Genomic DNA, 19,410 nt, shown 5'->3' with positions numbered 1-19,410 from the left:
TAGCATCGAAAGGAAGATGAAGTGGATTCATTGAGAAGTAAAGAAAATTTGAATCAATTTGAACATATATTTGGAAAAACAAATTCCAAACCACGAATGTTTGTTGCACCCGCAAGGATCAATATCATTGGAGAACATGTTGACTATTTGGGTGGAATTGTCCTACCAGCCGCAATTGATTTTTCGGTTCAGTTGTTTTTGCGTCCCAACCAATCTCCATTCTATCAATTCCATTCCATTACTTATCATGAAACCATTAAGGTGGAAAAACCTTTCCGACCCAATCCAACTTCTCCTTGGACTGACTATATCACAGGTGTCATCGTAGAAATAGAAGCCCTAGGTTATCAAGTTCCTGGGTTTGATGTGTTAGTGGATGGAAATATCCCACAAGGATCTGGGCTCTCTTCCTCAGCTGCATTAGAAGTGGTAACTGGCTTTGCGATTTCCGAAACATTCAGACTTGGTATTCCAAAAGAACAAATTGCCGTGATTGGACAGAAAGCCGAAAACAATTTTGTCGGTACCAAATGTGGGATCATGGACCAATTCATCATTGCGGTAGGAAAAGAAAATGATTGTATCTCACTCAATACAGAAAGTCTGAAATACTCATACCACCATTTTGAATTAGGTGATCATGAATTTTATCTCGTCAATTCAAACGTAAAACACAACCTCAAAGACAGTGCGTATAACAAACGTAGGCAAGAATGTGAATCCGCATTGGCGAAAATTCAAATCAAACACCCAAATATCAAACAATTGTATGATGTCGCTCTCTCTGAAGAAGAAATCAGAGATTGTGGATTAAACTCAGAAGAACTAAAACGAACCCTTCATGTTGTGACAGAACGAGAGAGAACAAAACTTGTCATCCAAGGTTTGGAAACAAACCAGTTTGCCCAAGTGGGGGAAGCTTTGTATGGCGCACATGAATCCTTGTCAAAAAATTTTGAAGTGTCTTGCGAAGAAACGGACTTCATCGTTTCTACCTTAAAAGGATTGGGAGTCATGGGTGCCAGAATGATTGGAGGTGGGTTTGGTGGGTGCGTACTCGTACTAGACAAAAAAGAGCATTTTGTCAAAATAAACCCGGAAATGAAAAAAAGTTATCAACAAAAATTTAACCTTGCGTTAGACTTCTACAAGTTTCAAATCTCGGATGGCGTGAGGGAAATTTCCATATGATTGAAAATTGGGATGATTATACCGTAGAAAGTGGGGATTTCAAAATGGAAGTCCTACAACAGAGATTTGTCCCACTCCCTGAATCAGCCGTTTATTTCGAGTTATCTGGCGAAATCAATTTATACAATTCCCAAGTGATGAAAGAAAATTTGGAAATTTTAATTTCAAAGGGAATCCATCATCTTTTTTTAAACTTTGAACAAGTGAGTTATATTGATAGTTCAGGACTTGGTGTTTGTTTGGGAATCCACTCCCGGCTTGTCAAACAACAGGGATACATACGGATTGTATCCCCTTCTGAAAAAGTACGTTATGTTTTAGAACTCACAAAACTAAAAAGCCTACTCCAGATTTTTCCAACACTGGAGCAAGCAATTGCACATACTTAAAAATAACTTGGGAATAAAAATTTAAGTTTGTTGATTTGTTCTGGGTTTCTTTTTTCCGGAGCCGTCACCAAAGAAAACTTCGTGCTTCCCACCAAACTCGTATCATCCGACTTTCCTAATAAGTCAATCAGAGTGGACAAAAGTTTTTTTGCAGTATCTGCATTGGTGCTCAAGTTCGCAAGGACCATCTCCAAAGTGACGTGGGCTTCGTCTTCTTTCCAACAGTCATAGTCTGTGGACATACAAACCATTTGGTATAGAATTTCTGCTTCTCTGGCAAGTTTTGCTTCTGGCAACACTGTCATGTTGATGATATCAGCACCCCAAGAACGATACATGTGAGATTCGGCTCTTGTTGAAAATAGAGGTCCTTCCATACAAATCAAAGTTTTGTTGGTATGGATGGGAAGGTTGATTTGTTTTGCGGCTTCTTCTACTTTTTTTGCAAGACCGGAAGAAAACGGATCAGCAAACGGAGCATGGGCCACCATACCATTTTCAAAAAATGTTGCATGTCTCGATTTCGTTCGATCAATGATCTGTGACGGAATCACAAAATCTCGTGGTGCAATTTCTTGTCGGAGACTTCCCACAGAACTAAAGGCAATGATTTCTTCTACACCTAACTGCTTTAATGCGGCAATGTTCGCACGAGCAGGGACTTCGCTAGGATTTAAAAAATGTCCCTTTCCATGCCTTGGTAAAAAGGCAATTTCTTTTCCTTTGAATCGACCAATGGTGATGGTATCAGAAGGTTTTCCCCACGGAGTATCAGGGTGGATTTCTTTTAGAATTTCCATCCCGTCGATTGAATACAAACCTGTTCCGCCAATCACCCCGATTTTCACTACATTTGCCATATGAATCCTCTTAAAGTGCAGTTTTCCCCTAACGATTTTGGTTGCATTCGTTTTTTAAGTCTCCAGACTGTAGAATGCTCATGGGAGAGTACATGAAATCCAAAATCGTATCTATCACAAGTTTTACCCTTCTCTTTTTTGTCACAGCCAGCATCACCTCTGATAGTTCCTTCGATCTATCCACAGATTCCGATCGAAAATCAGTGAGTGTTACCATCTATAACGGAGGCATTGGCCTCGTAAGAGAAACACGTGTTCTCAATTTAGCCAAAGGGATCCGCACCTTACGTTTTGAAGATGTCCCTTCACAAATCATTCCTCAAACGGTTCGAGTGAAAGGAGAAGACCCAAAAAAACTAACAGTGTTTGAACAAAACTACGAATACGATTTGATTTCGCCTGAACGTTTGATGGACAAATACATTGGAAAAGAAGTGACCCTTTACCAAGACGGAAAAGAAAAAACTACTTCAGTCAAAGCAAAACTCATCGCCAATAACGGCAGTCCTGTTTACCAAATAGGAAACGAAGTATCACTGGGATACAATGGACGGGTCACAGTTCCTACAATTCCTGAAAATTTATTCGCTAAACCAACATTAGTTTGGAAATTAAAAAACGATACGGAAAAAGAACAATCTCTCGAAGTATCCTATCAAACCAATGGCCTCGGTTGGTCTGCCGATTACATTCTTGTTTTGGATAAAGACGAAAATGAATGTGGACTCAATTCTTGGGTCACTTTGAATAACAATTCAGGAGCCGAATTTAAAAATGCAGTTTTGCAATTGGTGGCAGGAAAGGTCAATTTACTCTCCAACCGCCCCGCTTACTCACCACAACCTCGTTATGCGAAAAAAACCATGGTAAAGGAATATGATGAAGTGTCAGAAGCTGCACCTGAGTTTAACCAAGAAAATCTTTCCGAGTATTATTTATATACCTTGGACCAACCAACAACCATTGGTTATAACCAAACCAAACAAGTGCAACTTTTCCAATCTGAAGGGATCGAAATCAAAAAATACTTTGTATTTGAAAACCTTCCGATGTACGAAGGAAATGAAAAAAATTTCAACAACGCTACCATTAAATACATTTTTAAAAATGCTAAAAAGAATAACTTAGGCCGACCACTTCCGCAAGGCACCATCCGTGTGTTCAAAGCAGATTCCAAAGGCCGTCAACAATTGTTAGGTGAGGACACCATCGATCACACTCCAGAGAATGAAGAAGTCAAAATCAAAACGGGCCAAGCGTTTGATGTTGTGGCAAATGGAAAACGACTCGCCTATGAAGTATTCAAACTCTCACGGGGTGAAAAGTCTTCCTATTCGGTTGAAATACGTAATAGAAAAAAAGAACCGATTGAAATTCGATTTTATGCAAGTTTATGGGGAGATTGGAACATTACCAAATCATCTCATAAATTCACAAAAGAATCCTCAACCAAAACATATGCTGATGTTCCACTGAAAGCAAATGAAGTGGTCACTTTAGAATACACGGTTGAAACCAAGTACTAAACATGGAAACAAAGTACGATGCCATCATCATTGGATCGGGAATCGGCGGGCTCACTGCCGCTTCCATTTTGTCACAAGTCGCTAACAAAAAAGTTTTAGTATTAGAACGTCATTTTAAGTTAGGTGGCTTTACGCACACATTCAAACGATTGGGAAAATTTGAATGGGATGTGGGTATCCATTACATTGGAGATTTGGCAGAAGGTTCGATGTTACGAACCTTATTTGATTCGATTACGAAACGTGGTGTCCAATGGCAAAAAATGGAAGAACCATTTGAAGTCTTTGATTATCCAGAGTTTAGTTTTCCCGTTTATGGGGAAAAAGAACGATTCCGTAACGATTTAAAATCCAAATTCCCAAATGAATCCGTCGCCATCGACCAATACTTCAAAGATGTAGAAACTTTCACTCAGTGGTTTGGTAGGCATTTCACACTGAAAGCTCTTCCAGCTTTTTTCGAAAAAGCAGCCAAACTACTTGGGCTTGGGCATATCCCTACTCCTTACATCACCACAAAAGAATACATGGACACACATTTCCAAGATGAGAGTCTCAAGGCACTACTTTGTTCTCAATGGGGGGATTATGGACTGCCTCCCAAAGATTCATCGTTTGCCATCCATTCGATGATTGTCGCACATTACTTTAACGGAGGTTACTTTCCGATCGGTGGATCTTCTAAAATTGTGGATTCGATTGAACCCATCGTCGAAAAAAATGGTGGGGCAATGAAGATCCTCCATACAGTCAAAGAAATCATTCTGGAAGGAGACAAGGCCATTGGTGTGAAAGTAGATGTCCAAAAAGGAAAAACCATTTCAGAACAAAGTTTTTTTGCGGATGTGATCATCTCGGATGCCGGTGCCTACACCACATACAACAAACTATTGCCAAAGGAATTTTCAAAAGATTTCCAAACACCATTGGAATCACTTAGCACCCAAGGAACAACTTCCATCACACTTTATATAGGATTCAAAGAGTCTCCTACTAAACTTGGATTTCATGGTGAAAACCATTGGATTTTCCCTAGAGGCAACCATGACGACAGTTATGCGAAACGAAATGACTTAATCCATGGAAAACCACCCATGATGTATTTGTCCTTTCCCTCTTTAAAAAACCCAGAAGCCGAGGGCCACACAGCCGAAGCCATTAGTTTTGCCGATTATGCAAATTTTGCGAAATGGAAAGACGAACCCTGGAAAAAAAGGGGAGAGGATTACAACCAATTGAAGGCAACGATCACAGAAGGAATGTTACAATTTTTGGAAACACGATTCCCCGGATTCCGAGATCTCATCGAGTTTACCGAACTTTCCACACCGATCACAACCGAAACCTTTACGGGCCACAAAGAAGGTTCCATTTACGGACTTTCCTGTACACCAGAACGCTTCCGTCAAGAATGGTTAGGAGTAAGGACGACTGTCAAAAACCTTTATCTCACGGGTGCAGATGCCTGTTCTCCAGGCGTGGCTGGGGCTCTCATGGGTGGTGTAGCAACATCATCTGTTGTATTAGGTCTCACAGGGACTCTACGTCTCATGAAGGAACTTTTCCAAAAGAGCCAAGAAACCGTTTGACAAATGGTTTAAAGTTTGATAGTTTGATATTAAACCAATGGGAACTAAATTCAAAGGATCTAAAAAAGAAGTACAAGCTCTAGACTCGTTTATCAAACTCAAACGTGCCTCGGAATCCTTGTCTTCTCGCCTCATTTCTGAATTCACAAAATGGAATATATCAGAAAGTCAGTTTGGCGTATTGGAAACTTTGTACCATTTAGGTCCCCTTTGCCAAAAAGACTTAGGGGATAAAATCCTCAAAAGTACAGGAAACATCACACTCGTCATCGATAACTTGGAAAAACGAAGTTTGGTGGAACGAGTGCGTGGTGTGGAAGACCGACGGTTTATCTCCGTCCACCTAACGACAGAAGGGAAAAAACTAATCGAACAAATTTTTCCTGACCACGTGAAACGAATCACTTCTGAGTTTTCTGTCCTTTCGCCTGAAGAACAAGATGTGCTTGGCAAAATTTGTAAAAAACTTGGCAAAAAAAACGAACCCACTGCCAAGTAATGTCTCAATTAGTCGCGGTAATCCATCACCAAACGAAAACCAGCTCGTCTATCTTCGCTTAGATTAGGAATCCCACCATACGATCTCGCACTGGCAGTTGCATTTTTTGCCGAGTCCGAGTACGAACCACCTCTCACCACTTTGTAAATTTTCCCAAACGAAAAGTTTTTAATATGATGGCCTGGATACAATTGGTAGTCACTGGATGTCCACTCAGGAGCATTCCCACACATACCAAGTGCTCCATATGGACTTGCTCCTTCCGTGGAAAGTTCATAAACAGATTGTGTTTTTCCAATTTTTGATTCTCGCGTATTACAATACAAACTGTCATACTCATCACCGAATGGATATTTGGTGGCCGTGATTTGGTATCCTAATGTTTCGTCACGATTGGTGTATTCGACAACCCCTGGTCCCCGTGCGGCTTTTTCCCATTCCCATTCGTTCGGAATGCGTTTTCCTGCCCAGGCCGCATAACGTTCCACTTCACGGTAAGTGAGGTGGATGACAGGATGGTCCCCTTCTCCCTCTGGGTATTTCCCACCAATCCAATGTGGTGGTGATTTGGTATTGGTTTGTTTTAAAAAGAAATCATATTCGGCATTTGTCACTTCATAACGATCAATGTAAAAGGAAGGGATTTCTTTCAGATTGGAAGCTTTTGGTTCTAAAAAATAAGGATTAAAACTATCTGCAGAAGGATCCGTTCCTTGGCCGTACAAAAATAATCCTCTGGAAACAAGAACCATCTCCTTACGATCTTTGGGATGAAACACTGTTTTCCGTGGTGGAGTAAATCTTCCTTTAAAAAAAGCATCTGGTTCTGTAAAAAAATCTTCTTCCACGAAACTAGCGATATAAGCATCCGTTGTGATTTCTTTCATTTTAGAAGTTGGATCCGGTTTAAAATCTCCAACTAACACGACTTCCGTGAATTGATTGTTTTTATTGATGTTTTTTTCTTCCCAGATGGTGTCCCTCACAACGAGGATTCCTTGTTTCAGGTGGGTGAGTTTTTGGTATACGGGAAACTCTTTGGTTTCGGAAAAAAGTGTTTTTAATTCTGAAAGGGAATACTTCGAAATCTTTTGATTTCGATAAATGCGCACTTTGATCCAAAGTCTATTTTTATAAACTCCAGTTACTTCCCCTTTCCAAAGTTGCACTTTCTTTTTTGTCGTTGCGAAAGGTGATTCTTCCGACGTTTCCTCTTCTGAAACAAGGGGATTCATTAAAAATCCCAAAACGAATAGAATCATTAGTAATTTTTTCATACTGTCTTTTATCATCATCGGCCGATTCAGCCGAAACCTTTTGATTGAAATTTCCTGTGCCTGTATACAATCAGTGGGAAAAGGAAATGCCAAATTGATTGAGTTTCAATACAAACGGGAAAAAGAAAACATCCTCATTTCCTTAAAAACGGATTCCACACAAATTGGAACCTTCCATCGGATCGCGACCATCATTTATGCGTTAAAAATGGACATTCTCTCTGGAGAACTCAGCACAGTCATTGAACAAGGGAATGAATATACGATCGATTCGTTTATTTTGCAAGCAGATGACGGGGACACAACCCAAGCCGCATTCAAATTGGGAATGATGATGGATTCGGTTTTTTCTAAAAATACAAAATTTGAAGAGATTCTCGAAAAACTACAAATTCAGGAACCAGCAATCGCTACCTTCTTCAAAGAAACTCCAGAGTTTATCTTTTCAGACCTACCCGAAAGAAACCAAACTTGTTTGTACTTAGAAAGTAGTGCAGGACGAGGTTTGTTGTATTATGTTTCTCGGATTCTCATGCAAAACCAAATCAACATTCACAGTGCAACCATTGAAACGGATTTTGAAACCGGAAGAGCGAAGGATAGTTTTTTTCTAACAAATGGTTCGGGGCAGATGTTTGCCTCCACTGACCTTGCTCTCAAAATCAGAAGAGAAATCCTTGCCCCGATCCAATCAAACACTCGTTAGAGATTAGTTTTTACAAAGAACTTTGAGTGAAGTTGCCTTGTCGACTTTTGGTGCCTTTCCATTGGAAAACCGATAAGCCAAACCAGATTTTTTATCAATTTCTGTTTTTGTCCAAAACTTGTCTTCGCTTGTTTTGATCTCAGTTGGAGCTGTTGCTGCAAATTTAACCAAATCATCTTTGGAAGGAACTACTCCTCCGACAGACTTACAATACGCAGATGCTTCTGTGAATTTTTTAGAAGCAATTTTGTCTGTGAGAAATCCAGTGCTCGAACCTTCTTTGCTAGTTTCTTCTACTTTTTTCTCAGCAGAATCTGCCACCGGTTTGGTTTGTGCATCGGCAGGTACTTTTGTAGCATCTGTTTGTGTTGTCGCAGTAGGTGCTTTTGGTTTTAGATATTTGACATAACCCAAGTAACCGATTGCGAGGATTCCCGCGAGCACTAGAAATAGATACACACCATTTCCAGATTCTTTTGATGCATGAGAAGAACCTTCGGAATGGGAAACAGGTGATTGTAGGGAAGCTTGTGCCGACTCGTCGTTTCCGAAAAGCGAAGCGCTCTCATTTCTTGTAGATTGTTTCTTAACCGTATTTGTTTTCTTGGCCGCTTTTTTAACAGCCTTCTTCTTAGCGGCAGATGATGATTTTTTCGTTGCCATAATGATAATCCTTATTGCCGAGACAATTCTAATTATAGTTATCACATAAAATCAGAAAAAGCTGAAGAACTTCTTCTCAAATTTGTTTTTTTTTAAAATTTTTTTAAGTGTGTTTCCGTTTCTCCTAAGAAATCATGATCCTAGATGAAAGAAGTTCGTATTGGTCTATTGGGTGCCGGAGTTGTCGGCACAAGTCTACTCCAACTCTTGGACAAAAACCGAGAAAAAATCCAACGTCAGTATGGAATCAACTTACAACTAACAGCCATCGCCACCCGTAGCCCGGGAAAACTCCAAGGAAAAACGAACGTTCCTGTGAGTGACGATGTACTTTCCGTTACGAAACGTTCGGATATTGATATGATTGTCGAATTGATGGGCGGAACTGACACAGCCTATACAGCCGTTCGTTCCGCACTGGAACATGGCAAAACAGTGATTACAGCCAACAAGGCATTGTTATCTGAAAAAGGCCGCGAACTCTACGCCATTGCCGAGACATCAGGTGTTGAGATTGGATATGAGGCTGCTGTTGCCGGTTCGATTCCAATCATTCGGACCTTACGTGATGGACTTGCTTCTTGTGAATTTGAAGTGATCTGTGGGATTCTGAATGGAACCACCAACTTTATTTTGACCAAAATGGAGCAAGAATCTTGGGACTATGCCACCGCCTTAAAAAAAGCCCAAGAACTCGGATTTGCCGAGGCAGATCCTACCTTTGACGTAGAAGGCATTGATGCCGGTCATAAAATCAGCTTACTCGCAAGCCTCGCGTTTCGTGAATCCGTCTCCTTTCAAACTGTCTCGGTCAAAGGGATCTCTGAATTACAATCCATGGACATCCAGGCAGCCCTCTCTCTCGGTTACCGGATCAAACTTTTAGGAATCTCTAAACGAAGTTCGGCGGGAATTCTGACCAAGGTGCACCCAACTCTTGTCCCACTCGACCATCCACTTGCAAATGTCATGAATGAATCCAATGCGGTTTTTTATAAAACCAAAGAAGCGGATTCAGGAATGATCACGGGCAAAGGAGCTGGTGGTTTGCCAACAGCAAGTGCGGTACTTTCTGATATCATCTACTACGCTTCTCGACTTGGCAGTCAAAACATTGCAAAAGAAAACAATTTGTTCCCTGAAGGAAAACGCTTCCCTGAACCTGAGAATTTAGTTCGTTATTACCTTCGTTTCTCTACTGTAGACAAACCTGGGGTGCTTGCAGAAATTTCCCAAGTCCTTGGCCGTCATAATATTTCCATTGCATCCGTCCAACAAAAGGAATCCACTTCAGAACCAGTTTCCGTCATTGTGGTCACCCATGCGGCAACGGAAGGGGAATTCCAAAAATCATTAATGGAAATTGATACCATGACAAATATCATCAAACAAAAGACAGTCGCTATCCGTCTCTTGGAGAACCTTTAGAATTATGGCAAAGTTTGAATTCCCTTCCCTTGTCATTGAAACAACTTCAATCGAGATCAAAGGGGAAGTGGTGCAATTGGTATCGTTTGTAGGCCAAATCACAAATACCAATGCATATGAAATCAACCGTAACATCACATCCGTTTTTGAAGAAGGGATTTATCAAATCATTTTAGATTTAAAGAAATTGGAATACATCAATAGCATTGGTGTGGCGACCCTCATCGGGATTATCAAAACCGTTGAAACCCAAAAGGGAAAAATTAAGATTGGAGGTCTAAATCATTTTTTGGAAAATGTGATCCAACTGATGGACCTTCCAAAAAAAGTGCAGATTTACCATACAAAAGAGGAAGCCATCCTCAACTGGACGTAACTTCCAATAATTTTTGTTCCTTCTTTTTCCAAATCTCATACTCGATCAAATCTAACAATTTGGAAAGGCCTTCTCTCGTCACAGCAGACACAAGTAAGGCGCCATTTTTTTGTAAGATATCGTGTGTTTCTTCATCCAGTCCATCGGCTTTATTAAACACCACCATTCTTGGAATCTCGTTCAAATGAAGTGAATTCAAAATGGTATCAACAGCATCCATTTGTTCTGTATAATTTGGATTGGTGACATCGACTACATGTAAGAGTAAGTCGGCATCACCTAATTCTTCTAAAGTGGCTTTGAATGCTTGCGACAGATCGGGAGGAAGATCATGGATGAATCCTACCGTATCGGAAATGATGATTTCTCTTTCCTCAGGAAACCGGATCCTTCTCGTAGTGGGATCAAGAGTGGCAAAAAGTTTGTCTTCGGCAATGACTGTGGAATTGGTTAGGGCGTTGAGTAAGGTTGATTTGCCTGCATTGGTGTAACCCACAATCCCCACGATCGGAATTTCATTACGAGAACGAGACTTACGATTGAGTTCCCTTCTTCGTTTGAGATCCTTTAGTTCATTTTCCAAACGATTGATTTTTTCTTCAACACGTCTGTTTCCAATTTCTAATTTGGTTTCCCCAGGTCCCCTTCCACCGATTCCACCCGTTAGACGACTCATATTATCATCCAACTCGGAGAGTCGATTTTTAAGGTATTTCAACTGAGCAAGTTCTACTTGTAACTTTCCATCTCGTGACTTGGCATTTTTGGAAAAGATATCTAATATGAGTTGGGTTCGGTCGATGATTTTTAAGTCACTTGCATCCGAGATTTTTTTAGCTTGGGAAGGAGTGAGTTCCAAATCAAAAATCAAATGTTCTATGTCTTTATGAACCGAAGTGAGAATGATTTCTTGTAATTTCCCTTTTCCCACAACTGTCCTAGGATCAGGATCTCTTTTTTGTACATAGGTATCCACAACATGAATACCAGCCGTCCTACAGAGTTCTTTTAATTCATCCATAGAATGTTCGGGAGAACGTTTCATTTTTCTCACATCATACACTCCCACAAGGAAAGCTCTATTTTCTTTTTGAGATTCTTTGAGGTTGGATGTCTTTTTAGTGAATTCGGATTCGAGTGCGTCTACTTGTTCTGAATACCCATACTTAATTTGTCCAGGGTATTGTTTGGGTGATAAGATCCAGGGTTCTTTTGCATCTGGGTCTGGATTGATGAAGGCAGAAAAAAAGAATTTTGGGATTCCCTCTTTGTCCACACAAGCGGCCGTGATGGAATCAAATCGGTTGAGGACAAGGTCCATCAAGTCTTCTTGGTTTAACGGCTGTTCTTTGAGATGAGTATGAAACAAACGAAGGCCACGAAGCCTGGAATGTGCGACACGATAGCGGTCTAAATGGGGAATTTCGATGGAATGGTCATTACCGACAATGAGATGAGTGACATAACCCGTCCTCTCTATGAGGAGGCCTACCTGCCTTCCCATTTCGACAGATATCTCTCCGACAAGCCTTGCAAGCTCCATGGAGATGATAGAATCCTCTCGAAGTCGCCTTTCTGAGAGAGATTTTAACTTTTTTAGCTGGTTTGGCTTGAGACCAGCGAGGTTGCCGCTAATTTTACTTATAGTACGTATCCGATATTCAAAGTATGGAAGTAGGCTATCATATGTTTCAAAAGGGTCAAGACATAATTTGGAAAGGCAGTTTGTGGGTGGTCCTTATCCTCCTTGTGAGTTGTTCCAGTTCCAAACCCTTCCAATTAACAGATGTTTCACCTAAGTATCGTGAATACCAGGGGAGTGATTTAGATCCTCATAAATCAAAAGATGTTGTCATTCCAGTTACAAAAAATAGGAAGTACGATTCCTTTATTGAAGAGGCACACCGAACCATTGCATTATTAGAATTTGGTGAAAACATTGCTCTTCGCGCTGATAGCAAAAAAACAGTTGGGGAACCAGTTGAAAAGGAAATGCAAGCGGCTGCTTATTTAGAAGAAGATTTACCCACAGTCATCACTCGCCTTCCTGAGCTCATCCAAATAAACCAAACTCTCATCGATAGCACTCCGAATGATTTTGATGGCCCATCCATCGGTCGTGTTTCATATGAGTTAGGAAATATATTAGAATCGTTACGCCAATACAGTCCTAAAGCAATTGGAATCCAAAATGCAATTCGTAATCTAAGATCGGATTCCAATAATTACAGTAAAGGTCGAGACATTGCAGAACCTGATACCAAACCAGGGTCGGAAGATCCAGTCCTCATCAACACTGATCCAGAACCTCCCAAAAAACCAGAAAAGATTGTAGTTAAAAAAGAAGACCAAACAAATAAAATTTCCATTAAACGATTAAATCGCAAAACAAAAGTTACTGGGAAAGCAACGGAACAAATCAACGAAATGGTAAAAAAGGAAGAGGAAGAAGTCCTCTCCGATGAAGAAAAAAAAGACAAAGAATACACAGAACAAATCAGAAATGGACTCGTGCAGGTATTCCGTTGGGAATACTATCGTAAGCCAAAAAATTTAGAAAAAATATTAGCAACACATCCCATTCCAAGAGTCCGTTCCGCAGCAGCATTAGCATTAGGACGTTTGAAAGCAGGTCGGGTTACCTTACAAACAGCGATCGATAAAGATGGTTACCAAGTAAGGCCGGCGGCATTCAAAGCCCTATCCGATATTGGTGACAAACGATCACTCTCATACTTTATTGCTGGAACCAAAGCAGAGGACCCAGAAGTAATTGCAGTGAGTTTTGAAGGGCTTGGTAAAACGAAAGACCCCGCAGGAAGAGAACTTATATTAACGCAAGGGATATCATCTGAATATGTTGTGATCGTATCGGGAGCTTTAAGAGGACTCGCGTATCATAAATTAGATGCAGATGTAGAAATTTTTGCCAAATTTTTGAAATCAAACGAACAAGAGATCAAGGAAGCGACCATTGAAGCACTTGCGATCCATGGCAGTCGTGAAAGTTTACGAATTTTGGAACGTGTGGCACAAGAAGAACCTACACTTACCATGATGGCCATTGACGAAATCAGTAAAAATCCATCGTTATCTGCGACATTTGCCTTAATCCGTTTAAACGAATCTCTAACCGAAGAAAGATTCACCAAACGGATTGGAGAATCTCTATTACGCAGAAAAGCCTTTGGAAAATATGCCATCATCCTGATTGAAGATGATTATTTAAGAGCAGAACCAAACGAACGTTCTACCCCAATTTCCTATATAAAAAATAAAGAGATTGGTTTGATATTGTCTGAAACCAAAAAAGAATTTGCAGTGCGAATGGGAGAAAACATCGTCACCGACAAATACATCCAAGTGAAAATGGAATCCACTTTACCTGGAGCAAGGAGTGCATTTGTCACAGGCTGGATATTTTATCCAAAAATTGACATCATTGAAGTAAAATCGCTTGGAAGTGATGGAAACTCGGGGAAATACTCACAGTTAAAAAAAGGGAAACACAAAAACCTATTTAACCCAGACGAAAGGACTAATATTCCTAAAAAGGATTAGTTTTACCTTTGGAAAGGATGGTGGGAACCCATTCCACCGTCCCTTGTTTGAGAGGGACTTTGGGGATCATCCAATGGAGTCCACAAAACCAAGTCAAAAAATAGGATGAAAATGGCATCACTCCCCAAACATCAAATCCTGTGGATGCAATCACCATCACACCTTTGTATCCAGATTGGTAAATCCTACGCATCATCCAAAGTCCAGACGTTTGGGTTTCCATGGTGACATCCGAAACAATCATATCGTAATCGTTGGATTTCTGAAACATATCCCAACCTTGTTTGGCATCATAGGCACGGTCAGATTTGATATTCTTTTGGTCAAAATAGACCTTTAGATGATTCGCATAACGGTCATTATCGTCCACAATCAAGACTTTTTTCATACTTGGATCTCCGCATCTGCAAATTGGCTATCATACAGTTTTTTATAAATACCATTTTGTTGAAGTAAGGAATCGTGATCCCCTTGTTCTTTGATTTCACCCTCTTCGATCACAACTATGTTTTTGATTCGCCTAACAGTCGACAACCTATGAGCAATGATAAAGGTGGTTCGATTTTGAAACAATCGCTCCAATGCACGGCTTACAAGCCGTTCTGATTCTGCGTCTAGAGCACTAGTTGCTTCATCTAGGATCATGATCTCAGCATTACGTAACAAAGCGCGAGCAATGACAAGCCTTTGCCTTTGGCCACCACTCAAATCCAAACCTCGTACCCCAATCATGGTGTCGTAACCATTTTCCATTTTGGTGATAAAGTCATGGGCATTGGCCAATCTTGCGGCTCGCACAACTTCTTTTCTCGAGGCTGCTCCCGTTCCATAAGCAATGTTCTCAGCAATGGTTCCATGGAAGAGAAAAATTTCCTGGGTAACGATTCCTATTTTTTTACGAAGTGATTTGAGGGAGTATTGTTTGATATCGATTCCATCGATTTTGATCAAACCAGAAGTTGGATCAAAGAACCTTGGAATCAAATCCATAAGTGTCGATTTTCCAGATCCACTTGTTCCTACAAATGCATAGGTCTCTCCCAATTTGATGTCCAAATTGATACCTTTTAAAACTTCTTGGTTTGTACCTGGATAGGAAAAATGAATGTTTTCGAATTTGATTCCTTCATTGATTTTTTCCAAAACCATTTCATCTCCGTGTTCGATGACTTCGGGGTCACGGTCGATGATTTCAAAAATTCGTTTCCCTGCGGAATTGGCTTGGGTGATTTTTCCGACCATTTGGGAAAGTTGAGTGAGAGGTCGCATTAAAAACAATAATGTTAGAAGGAATGCCATAAACTCACCTTGGGTGAATTTACCTGAATAAATGAATTTTGCACCTAACGCAAAGTAACCAAGAACAACAATAGAAGACGTTAACTCCACAAGGCTCGGTGCCATTTGCAGGTAAAACTGGCCTTTGAATGTCCTGCGATATACCTTTTGGTTGATGTTATCAAATTTTTTGAGGTCTTGCTTCTCTTGTCGAAATGTACGGATGACCTTAATCCCCGAAATAAACTCTTGGATATGACCATTCAGATCAGCAATTTTTTCTTGGAACCTTGCCGTTGATGACGAAATTTTACGAGTAAATAAAGTGACTGGCAATATCACAACAGGGACAGTCAAACAAGCTAAGATCAAAAGATCAGAATTCAAATAAATTAATATGACCAAATGAGTGAGAACATAAAAAAAGTTTATGACCGCATCACGTAAGTTACTCGAGATTACGGCTGCAACAATTTCTGCATCATTGATGACCCGACTCATAATGAGTCCTGTTTTTTCTTTATAAAAATACGTGAGTGGTAATTTCTGCACCTTTTGGAATAATTCTTGTCGAATGTCACGTACAGCTTTGTAACCAGCTGTTGCTATACAATAGACAGAGAGTAAATACGTGCCCAATTTCAAGAGATAAAGTGGGAACACGGCAATACAAACAGCCCAAACCACTTCTTTTGGTTCCATGTCGTCTGTGTATGCGTTGATTTGTAGTTTGGCCGAAATGATCAAACGTTTGATACGTTCCAATCCATCCAAACTATCATCACCAAGCAGTACTTCTTGGACTAGGATGGTTTTTTCAGGTAAAGTTAAGTCCAGGTGGAAACGATTGTTTTTATCACTTCCAAGAGAATCAAAAAGAGGAATGAGAGCTGTGAGAGAGATACCATTGAGTACAGCTGTTAATAGAGCAAAGACCAGTCCTAAAACAAATCGTTGTCTATAATGAACGCTATAACTCAGTAGTCTTAAAAAATATTTCATGAATGAACTTCCTCAAAGAAGTTACGAAGTAAGGTTTCCCCATATTCAGTGAGGATGGATTCGGGATGGAACTGAACCCCAAAAACCTTTTTCCATTTTCTGTGACGAATTCCCATGATCACACCATCTTTCGTTTCTGCTGTCACTTCCAATTCATCCGGAAAATTCACTTTTGAAACGGCCCAGGAGTGGTAACGATTGGCTAAAAAATGATTTGGAATCTTTTTAAAGATTCCTTCGCCATTATGTTGGATTTGAGAAGGTCTACCATGATAAATGTCTTCAGTTTGTTCTAGTTTTGCACCAAATGATTCTGCAATGGTTTGGTGGCCGAGACAAATTCCTAACACAGGCATTTTTGGATATAGTTCAAAAAAATGTGACACGAGTTTGCCTGAAGTTTTGGGTAATCCTGGTCCTGGTGATAAAACAACGGCTTGGTATTTTTGAATGGTATCCAATGGAAGGTTTTCGTCATTTCGCATTACAGTTGTAGGTGCGATTTTGTTCAGGTATTGGTATAAAATATAAGTGAATGAATCGTAGTTATCGATGAGTAAAAACATATTCGGATAGGATCAGTGGAGTGGAATCTCAAATCCACTGATCCCAATTCCAACTTTTAAGCGTTCGGAGTTTCGATCCCAACTCCGTCGTTGAGGAATTTCGAAATGATCACTCTTTGGATTTGTGAAGTTCCTTCGTAAATTTGGAAAATTTTTGCATCACGCATTAATTTTTCCACTGGGTATTCTTCGTTGAATCCGTATCCGCCAAAAATTTGAACGGCATCCGTTGTCACACGCATTGCCATGTCAGCACAGAATACTTTTGCAATCGATGCTTGGTATGTGTTACGGAAACCATTATCGATGAGCCATGCTGATTGCCAGCAAAGGAGTCGGCCAGCTTCAATATCACGGGCCATTTCTGCGATCATAAAACTAACACCTTGATTTACGGAAATTGGTTTTCCGAACGCATTACGAGTGTTTGCATAACGAATCGAATGGTCAAGTGCTGCGCGAGCAACCCCAACGGCACCAATGGCAACTGCGGGGCGAGTTTTGTCAAAAGCACCCATTGCAATTTTGAAACCTTCGCCTTCTTTCCCAATCATATTTTCTTTTGGAACTTTGACATCTTCAAACGTCACACCGCGTGTGTCGGAACAGCGTTGTCCCATATTCTTTTCTTTTTTGCCTATGATGATCCCTGGAGTTTTTGCATCCACAATGAAACCGGTCATCCCTTTGTGGCCTGCATTTGGATCTGTTTTTGCTAAAACAAAAAACCAATCCGCATGACCTGCGTTTGTGATCCACATTTTGGATCCATTGACGATGTATTCATCACCCACACGTTTTGCTGTTGTGCGAATTCCTGCAACATCGGATCCAGCACCTGGTTCTGTCACTGCATAGGCAGCAAGAGTGAACGTTTCCGACATTGGTTGGATGAATTTTTTCATGACGTAATCGTCAGCACCGAGAAGAACTGGTGCGAGTGCTAAGTTATTGGCAAGGATCGCTGTTGCCATCCCTGAACATCCATAAAATAACTCTTCTGAGGCGATGAGTTCGTCTAGAACTCCGAGTCCTGCTCCACCGTATTCGGCAGGTATGTGCATGTTCATGAGGCCTACATCAAATGCTTTTTTCAAAATTTCTTTTGGATATTCACCTGTGTGGTCATGGTGTTCCGCTTTGGGAATCATTTCATTTTTTGCGAAATCTCTGGCTAAATCGCGGAGGGCTTTTTGTTCATCGGTGATTGAAAAGTCGATCATGGGTTGCCTTATGGATGTTTTTTTACAGTACTTTGGAATTTTCTCTATGAGTCAAGAAACTAGGGCGACTTAAATCTGTTGAAAAATCTTTTGAATCCAAAATCCTAGCCATGGGAGACTACAATGTCAGGACACTCGAAATGGGCGACGATTCGAAGAAAAAAGGGAGCCATTGATGCCAAAAGAGGCGCCATCTTTACAAGGATAGCCAAAGAAATTTCTGTGGCAGCCAAAGAAGGTGGAGGTGACCAAGAAGGGAACCCAAGACTTCGCTTAGCGGTGACAAAAGCCAAAGCCGCCAATATGCCAAAAGACAATATCGAACGTGCCATCAAAAAGGGAACGGGTGGTCTGGAAGGTATGGTGTATGAAGAGTGTCTGTACGAATGTTATGCACCAGGTGGTGTAGCCATCATGGTAGACGTCCTCACCGATAAAAAATCCCGTACAACTCCTGAAATCAAAAGTATTTTAACAAAACTTGGTGGTTCCCTTGCCAATGCGGGAGCTGTTTCACGTTTGTTTGAACGCAAAGGCCAACTGACTCTAAAGGCGGATCAAATTTCGGAAGAGGCTTTGTTTGATTTAGCACTTGGGGCTGGAGCAGAGGACATCCAAGTGAACGACGGAATGTATGTGGTCCTCACATCACCTTCAGAATATGAAGCAGTGCAATCGGCACTCTCTTCCAAAGGTTTGAATATGGAAGAATCGGAAATCAAATACATTCCAATGACAACTGTGGAAGTGAATGAGAAAGAGACGGCCGAAAAAGTGATGAAACTCATTGAAAACTTAGAAGCCAATGATGATGTGCAAGGTGTGAGTTCCAACTTTGAGTTAGGCGAAGGTGTTGAACTCGATTGATCGATTCATTTTGTAAATTCATAGCGAACTGACAGGGATTTATGTCTCCCTGTCAAAACGATCAAACTTAATACAATACGTTTGGATTGAAACGTAAGGCTCCTACCGATTGGATTATTTCTTTTTGATCATCCCCGCGATGAAAATGAGTAAAATCGCTCCAATGACAGCAACGATGAGTTCGGCAACAATTCCGTAAGTACGAAATCCAAGAAGTCCAAACACAATCCCACCTAAAAACGATCCAACCACACCAATCACTAAATTGGCAATGATCCCAAAACCTTTCCCTCGCAGGATTCTACCTGCAAGCCAACCTGCCGCAAGTCCAATGAGTAAAAACCAAATAAAACTATACATAAGTGACTATCCTTGTTGCCTTTTCTATTGAATTCTCATAAAATTACAG

The 19,410-nt window shown here is 40.6% G+C and carries 19 protein-coding genes; 10 read left to right on the top strand and 9 right to left on the bottom strand.

Features of this window, described 5'->3' with window-relative positions:
* The first annotated feature begins 21 nt into the window (after nt 1–21).
* On the top strand, nt 22–1,191 hold the full coding sequence (gene galK / locus LEPBI_RS00370; protein ID WP_012387110.1) for a galactokinase: 1,170 nt from the start codon (nt 22–24) through the stop codon (nt 1,189–1,191).
* Nucleotides 1,188–1,580, top strand: coding sequence for an STAS domain-containing protein (locus tag LEPBI_RS00365; protein WP_012387109.1), 393 nt, complete (start codon nt 1,188–1,190; stop codon nt 1,578–1,580). The genes galK and LEPBI_RS00365 overlap by 4 nt, the downstream gene beginning before the upstream one ends.
* On the opposite strand, the gene mtnP is transcribed toward LEPBI_RS00365, so the two are convergent.
* Nucleotides 1,577–2,440, bottom strand: a complete 864-nt coding sequence (mtnP, locus tag LEPBI_RS00360; protein WP_012387108.1) for an S-methyl-5'-thioadenosine phosphorylase — start codon at nt 2,438–2,440, stop codon at nt 1,577–1,579. The genes LEPBI_RS00365 and mtnP overlap by 4 nt on opposite strands.
* Nucleotides 2,441–2,532: 92 nt before the next feature.
* Here mtnP and LEPBI_RS00355 point away from each other — a divergent pair, with 92 nt between their 5' ends.
* Genes LEPBI_RS00355 through LEPBI_RS00345 form a run of 3 tightly spaced genes read left to right on the top strand, consistent with a single transcriptional unit; the run spans nt 2,533 to nt 6,054 of the window.
* Nucleotides 2,533–3,966, top strand: a complete 1,434-nt coding sequence (locus tag LEPBI_RS00355; protein WP_012387107.1) for a DUF4139 domain-containing protein — start codon at nt 2,533–2,535, stop codon at nt 3,964–3,966.
* Nucleotides 3,967–3,968: 2 nt separating this feature from the next.
* Complete coding sequence (locus LEPBI_RS00350) at nt 3,969–5,555, top strand: phytoene desaturase family protein (protein WP_012387106.1); 1,587 nt, start codon at nt 3,969–3,971, stop codon at nt 5,553–5,555.
* A gap of 37 nt (nt 5,556–5,592) precedes the next feature.
* Nucleotides 5,593–6,054, top strand: a complete 462-nt coding sequence (locus LEPBI_RS00345) for a MarR family winged helix-turn-helix transcriptional regulator (protein WP_012387105.1) — start codon at nt 5,593–5,595, stop codon at nt 6,052–6,054.
* An 8-nt stretch (nt 6,055–6,062) separates the two neighbouring features.
* On the opposite strand, the gene LEPBI_RS00340 is transcribed toward LEPBI_RS00345, so the two are convergent.
* Complete coding sequence (locus tag LEPBI_RS00340) at nt 6,063–7,331, bottom strand: formylglycine-generating enzyme family protein (protein ID WP_049755991.1); 1,269 nt, start codon at nt 7,329–7,331, stop codon at nt 6,063–6,065.
* 94 nt (nt 7,332–7,425) lie between these two features.
* On the opposite strand from LEPBI_RS00340, the gene LEPBI_RS00335 reads away from it, so the two are divergent.
* Complete coding sequence (locus LEPBI_RS00335) at nt 7,426–8,037, top strand: hypothetical protein (protein WP_012387103.1); 612 nt, start codon at nt 7,426–7,428, stop codon at nt 8,035–8,037.
* A gap of 3 nt (nt 8,038–8,040) precedes the next feature.
* Here the strand turns inward: LEPBI_RS00335 and LEPBI_RS00330 are convergent, their stop codons facing one another.
* On the bottom strand, nt 8,041–8,700 hold the full coding sequence (locus LEPBI_RS00330) for a hypothetical protein (RefSeq protein ID WP_012476056.1): 660 nt from the start codon (nt 8,698–8,700) through the stop codon (nt 8,041–8,043).
* A gap of 144 nt (nt 8,701–8,844) precedes the next feature.
* Between LEPBI_RS00330 and LEPBI_RS00325 the strand changes: the two genes are divergently transcribed.
* Both LEPBI_RS00325 and LEPBI_RS00320 read left to right on the top strand, forming a co-directional pair.
* Nucleotides 8,845–10,128 (top strand): homoserine dehydrogenase, encoded by a 1,284-nt coding sequence (locus LEPBI_RS00325; protein ID WP_012387101.1) that lies wholly within the window; start codon nt 8,845–8,847, stop codon nt 10,126–10,128.
* A gap of 4 nt (nt 10,129–10,132) precedes the next feature.
* A complete protein-coding gene (locus LEPBI_RS00320; RefSeq protein ID WP_012387100.1) occupies nt 10,133–10,504 on the top strand; it encodes an STAS domain-containing protein in 372 nt (123 codons plus the stop codon).
* Here LEPBI_RS00320 and hflX read toward each other — a convergent pair.
* Entirely contained in the window at nt 10,491–12,047 is a 1,557-nt protein-coding gene (gene hflX, locus LEPBI_RS00315; protein WP_012387099.1) for a GTPase HflX, read from the bottom strand. The genes LEPBI_RS00320 and hflX overlap by 14 nt on opposite strands.
* A 143-nt stretch (nt 12,048–12,190) precedes the next feature.
* Here hflX and LEPBI_RS00310 point away from each other — a divergent pair, with 143 nt between their 5' ends.
* Nucleotides 12,191–14,065: a HEAT repeat domain-containing protein gene (locus LEPBI_RS00310; protein ID WP_012387098.1), complete on the top strand. Its 1,875-nt coding sequence runs from the start codon at nt 12,191–12,193 to the stop codon at nt 14,063–14,065.
* Here the strand turns inward: LEPBI_RS00310 and LEPBI_RS00305 are convergent.
* The 4 genes from LEPBI_RS00305 to LEPBI_RS00290 are packed head-to-tail and all read right to left on the bottom strand — an operon-like array spanning nt 14,052 to nt 18,134.
* A complete protein-coding gene (locus LEPBI_RS00305) occupies nt 14,052–14,453 on the bottom strand; it encodes a response regulator (protein WP_012387097.1) in 402 nt (133 codons plus the stop codon). The two genes, LEPBI_RS00310 and LEPBI_RS00305, sit on opposite strands and share 14 nt — an antisense overlap.
* A complete protein-coding gene (locus tag LEPBI_RS00300; protein ID WP_012387096.1) occupies nt 14,450–16,345 on the bottom strand; it encodes an ABC transporter ATP-binding protein in 1,896 nt (631 codons plus the stop codon). Before LEPBI_RS00300 ends, LEPBI_RS00305 begins: the two co-directional genes overlap by 4 nt.
* A complete protein-coding gene (locus LEPBI_RS00295) occupies nt 16,342–16,911 on the bottom strand; it encodes an anthranilate synthase component II (RefSeq protein ID WP_012387095.1) in 570 nt (189 codons plus the stop codon). Before LEPBI_RS00295 ends, LEPBI_RS00300 begins: the two co-directional genes overlap by 4 nt.
* A gap of 56 nt (nt 16,912–16,967) precedes the next feature.
* Nucleotides 16,968–18,134, bottom strand: a complete 1,167-nt coding sequence (locus tag LEPBI_RS00290; RefSeq protein ID WP_012387094.1) for an acyl-CoA dehydrogenase family protein — start codon at nt 18,132–18,134, stop codon at nt 16,968–16,970.
* A gap of 123 nt (nt 18,135–18,257) precedes the next feature.
* Between LEPBI_RS00290 and LEPBI_RS00285 the strand changes: the two genes are divergently transcribed.
* On the top strand, nt 18,258–19,001 hold the full coding sequence (locus tag LEPBI_RS00285) for a YebC/PmpR family DNA-binding transcriptional regulator (RefSeq protein WP_012387093.1): 744 nt from the start codon (nt 18,258–18,260) through the stop codon (nt 18,999–19,001).
* A gap of 114 nt (nt 19,002–19,115) precedes the next feature.
* Here the strand turns inward: LEPBI_RS00285 and LEPBI_RS00280 are convergent, their stop codons facing one another.
* A complete protein-coding gene (locus tag LEPBI_RS00280; protein ID WP_012387092.1) occupies nt 19,116–19,361 on the bottom strand; it encodes a GlsB/YeaQ/YmgE family stress response membrane protein in 246 nt (81 codons plus the stop codon).
* Nucleotides 19,362–19,410: the final 49 nt, after the last annotated feature.

The organism is Leptospira biflexa serovar Patoc strain 'Patoc 1 (Paris)' (assembly GCF_000017685.1).
Lineage (GTDB): Bacteria > Spirochaetota > Leptospiria > Leptospirales > Leptospiraceae > Leptospira_A > Leptospira_A biflexa.
This window is presented reverse-complemented; position numbering and strand designations above follow the sequence as displayed.

Bases quoted from the DNA above. Each gene is read 5' to 3' on its own strand.
- LEPBI_RS00365 (WP_012387109.1), top strand. From the start codon at position 1,188: ATGATTGAAAATTGGGATGATTATACCGTAGAAAGTGGGGATTTCAAA.
- mtnP (WP_012387108.1), bottom strand. From the start codon at position 2,440: ATGGCAAATGTAGTGAAAATCGGGGTGATTGGCGGAACAGGTTTGTAT.
- LEPBI_RS00355 (WP_012387107.1), top strand. From the start codon at position 2,533: ATGAAATCCAAAATCGTATCTATCACAAGTTTTACCCTTCTCTTTTTT.
- LEPBI_RS00350 (WP_012387106.1), top strand. From the start codon at position 3,969: ATGGAAACAAAGTACGATGCCATCATCATTGGATCGGGAATCGGCGGG.
- LEPBI_RS00345 (WP_012387105.1), top strand. From the start codon at position 5,593: ATGGGAACTAAATTCAAAGGATCTAAAAAAGAAGTACAAGCTCTAGAC.
- LEPBI_RS00340 (WP_049755991.1), bottom strand. From the start codon at position 7,331: ATGAAAAAATTACTAATGATTCTATTCGTTTTGGGATTTTTAATGAAT.
- LEPBI_RS00330 (WP_012476056.1), bottom strand. From the start codon at position 8,700: ATGGCAACGAAAAAATCATCATCTGCCGCTAAGAAGAAGGCTGTTAAA.
- LEPBI_RS00325 (WP_012387101.1), top strand. From the start codon at position 8,845: ATGAAAGAAGTTCGTATTGGTCTATTGGGTGCCGGAGTTGTCGGCACA.
- LEPBI_RS00320 (WP_012387100.1), top strand. From the start codon at position 10,133: ATGGCAAAGTTTGAATTCCCTTCCCTTGTCATTGAAACAACTTCAATC.
- hflX (WP_012387099.1), bottom strand. From the start codon at position 12,047: ATGGAGCTTGCAAGGCTTGTCGGAGAGATATCTGTCGAAATGGGAAGG.
- LEPBI_RS00310 (WP_012387098.1), top strand. From the start codon at position 12,191: ATGTTTCAAAAGGGTCAAGACATAATTTGGAAAGGCAGTTTGTGGGTG.
- LEPBI_RS00305 (WP_012387097.1), bottom strand. From the start codon at position 14,453: ATGAAAAAAGTCTTGATTGTGGACGATAATGACCGTTATGCGAATCAT.
- LEPBI_RS00300 (WP_012387096.1), bottom strand. From the start codon at position 16,345: ATGAAATATTTTTTAAGACTACTGAGTTATAGCGTTCATTATAGACAA.
- LEPBI_RS00295 (WP_012387095.1), bottom strand. From the start codon at position 16,911: ATGTTTTTACTCATCGATAACTACGATTCATTCACTTATATTTTATAC.
- LEPBI_RS00290 (WP_012387094.1), bottom strand. From the start codon at position 18,134: ATGATCGACTTTTCAATCACCGATGAACAAAAAGCCCTCCGCGATTTA.
- LEPBI_RS00285 (WP_012387093.1), top strand. From the start codon at position 18,258: ATGTCAGGACACTCGAAATGGGCGACGATTCGAAGAAAAAAGGGAGCC.
- LEPBI_RS00280 (WP_012387092.1), bottom strand. From the start codon at position 19,361: ATGTATAGTTTTATTTGGTTTTTACTCATTGGACTTGCGGCAGGTTGG.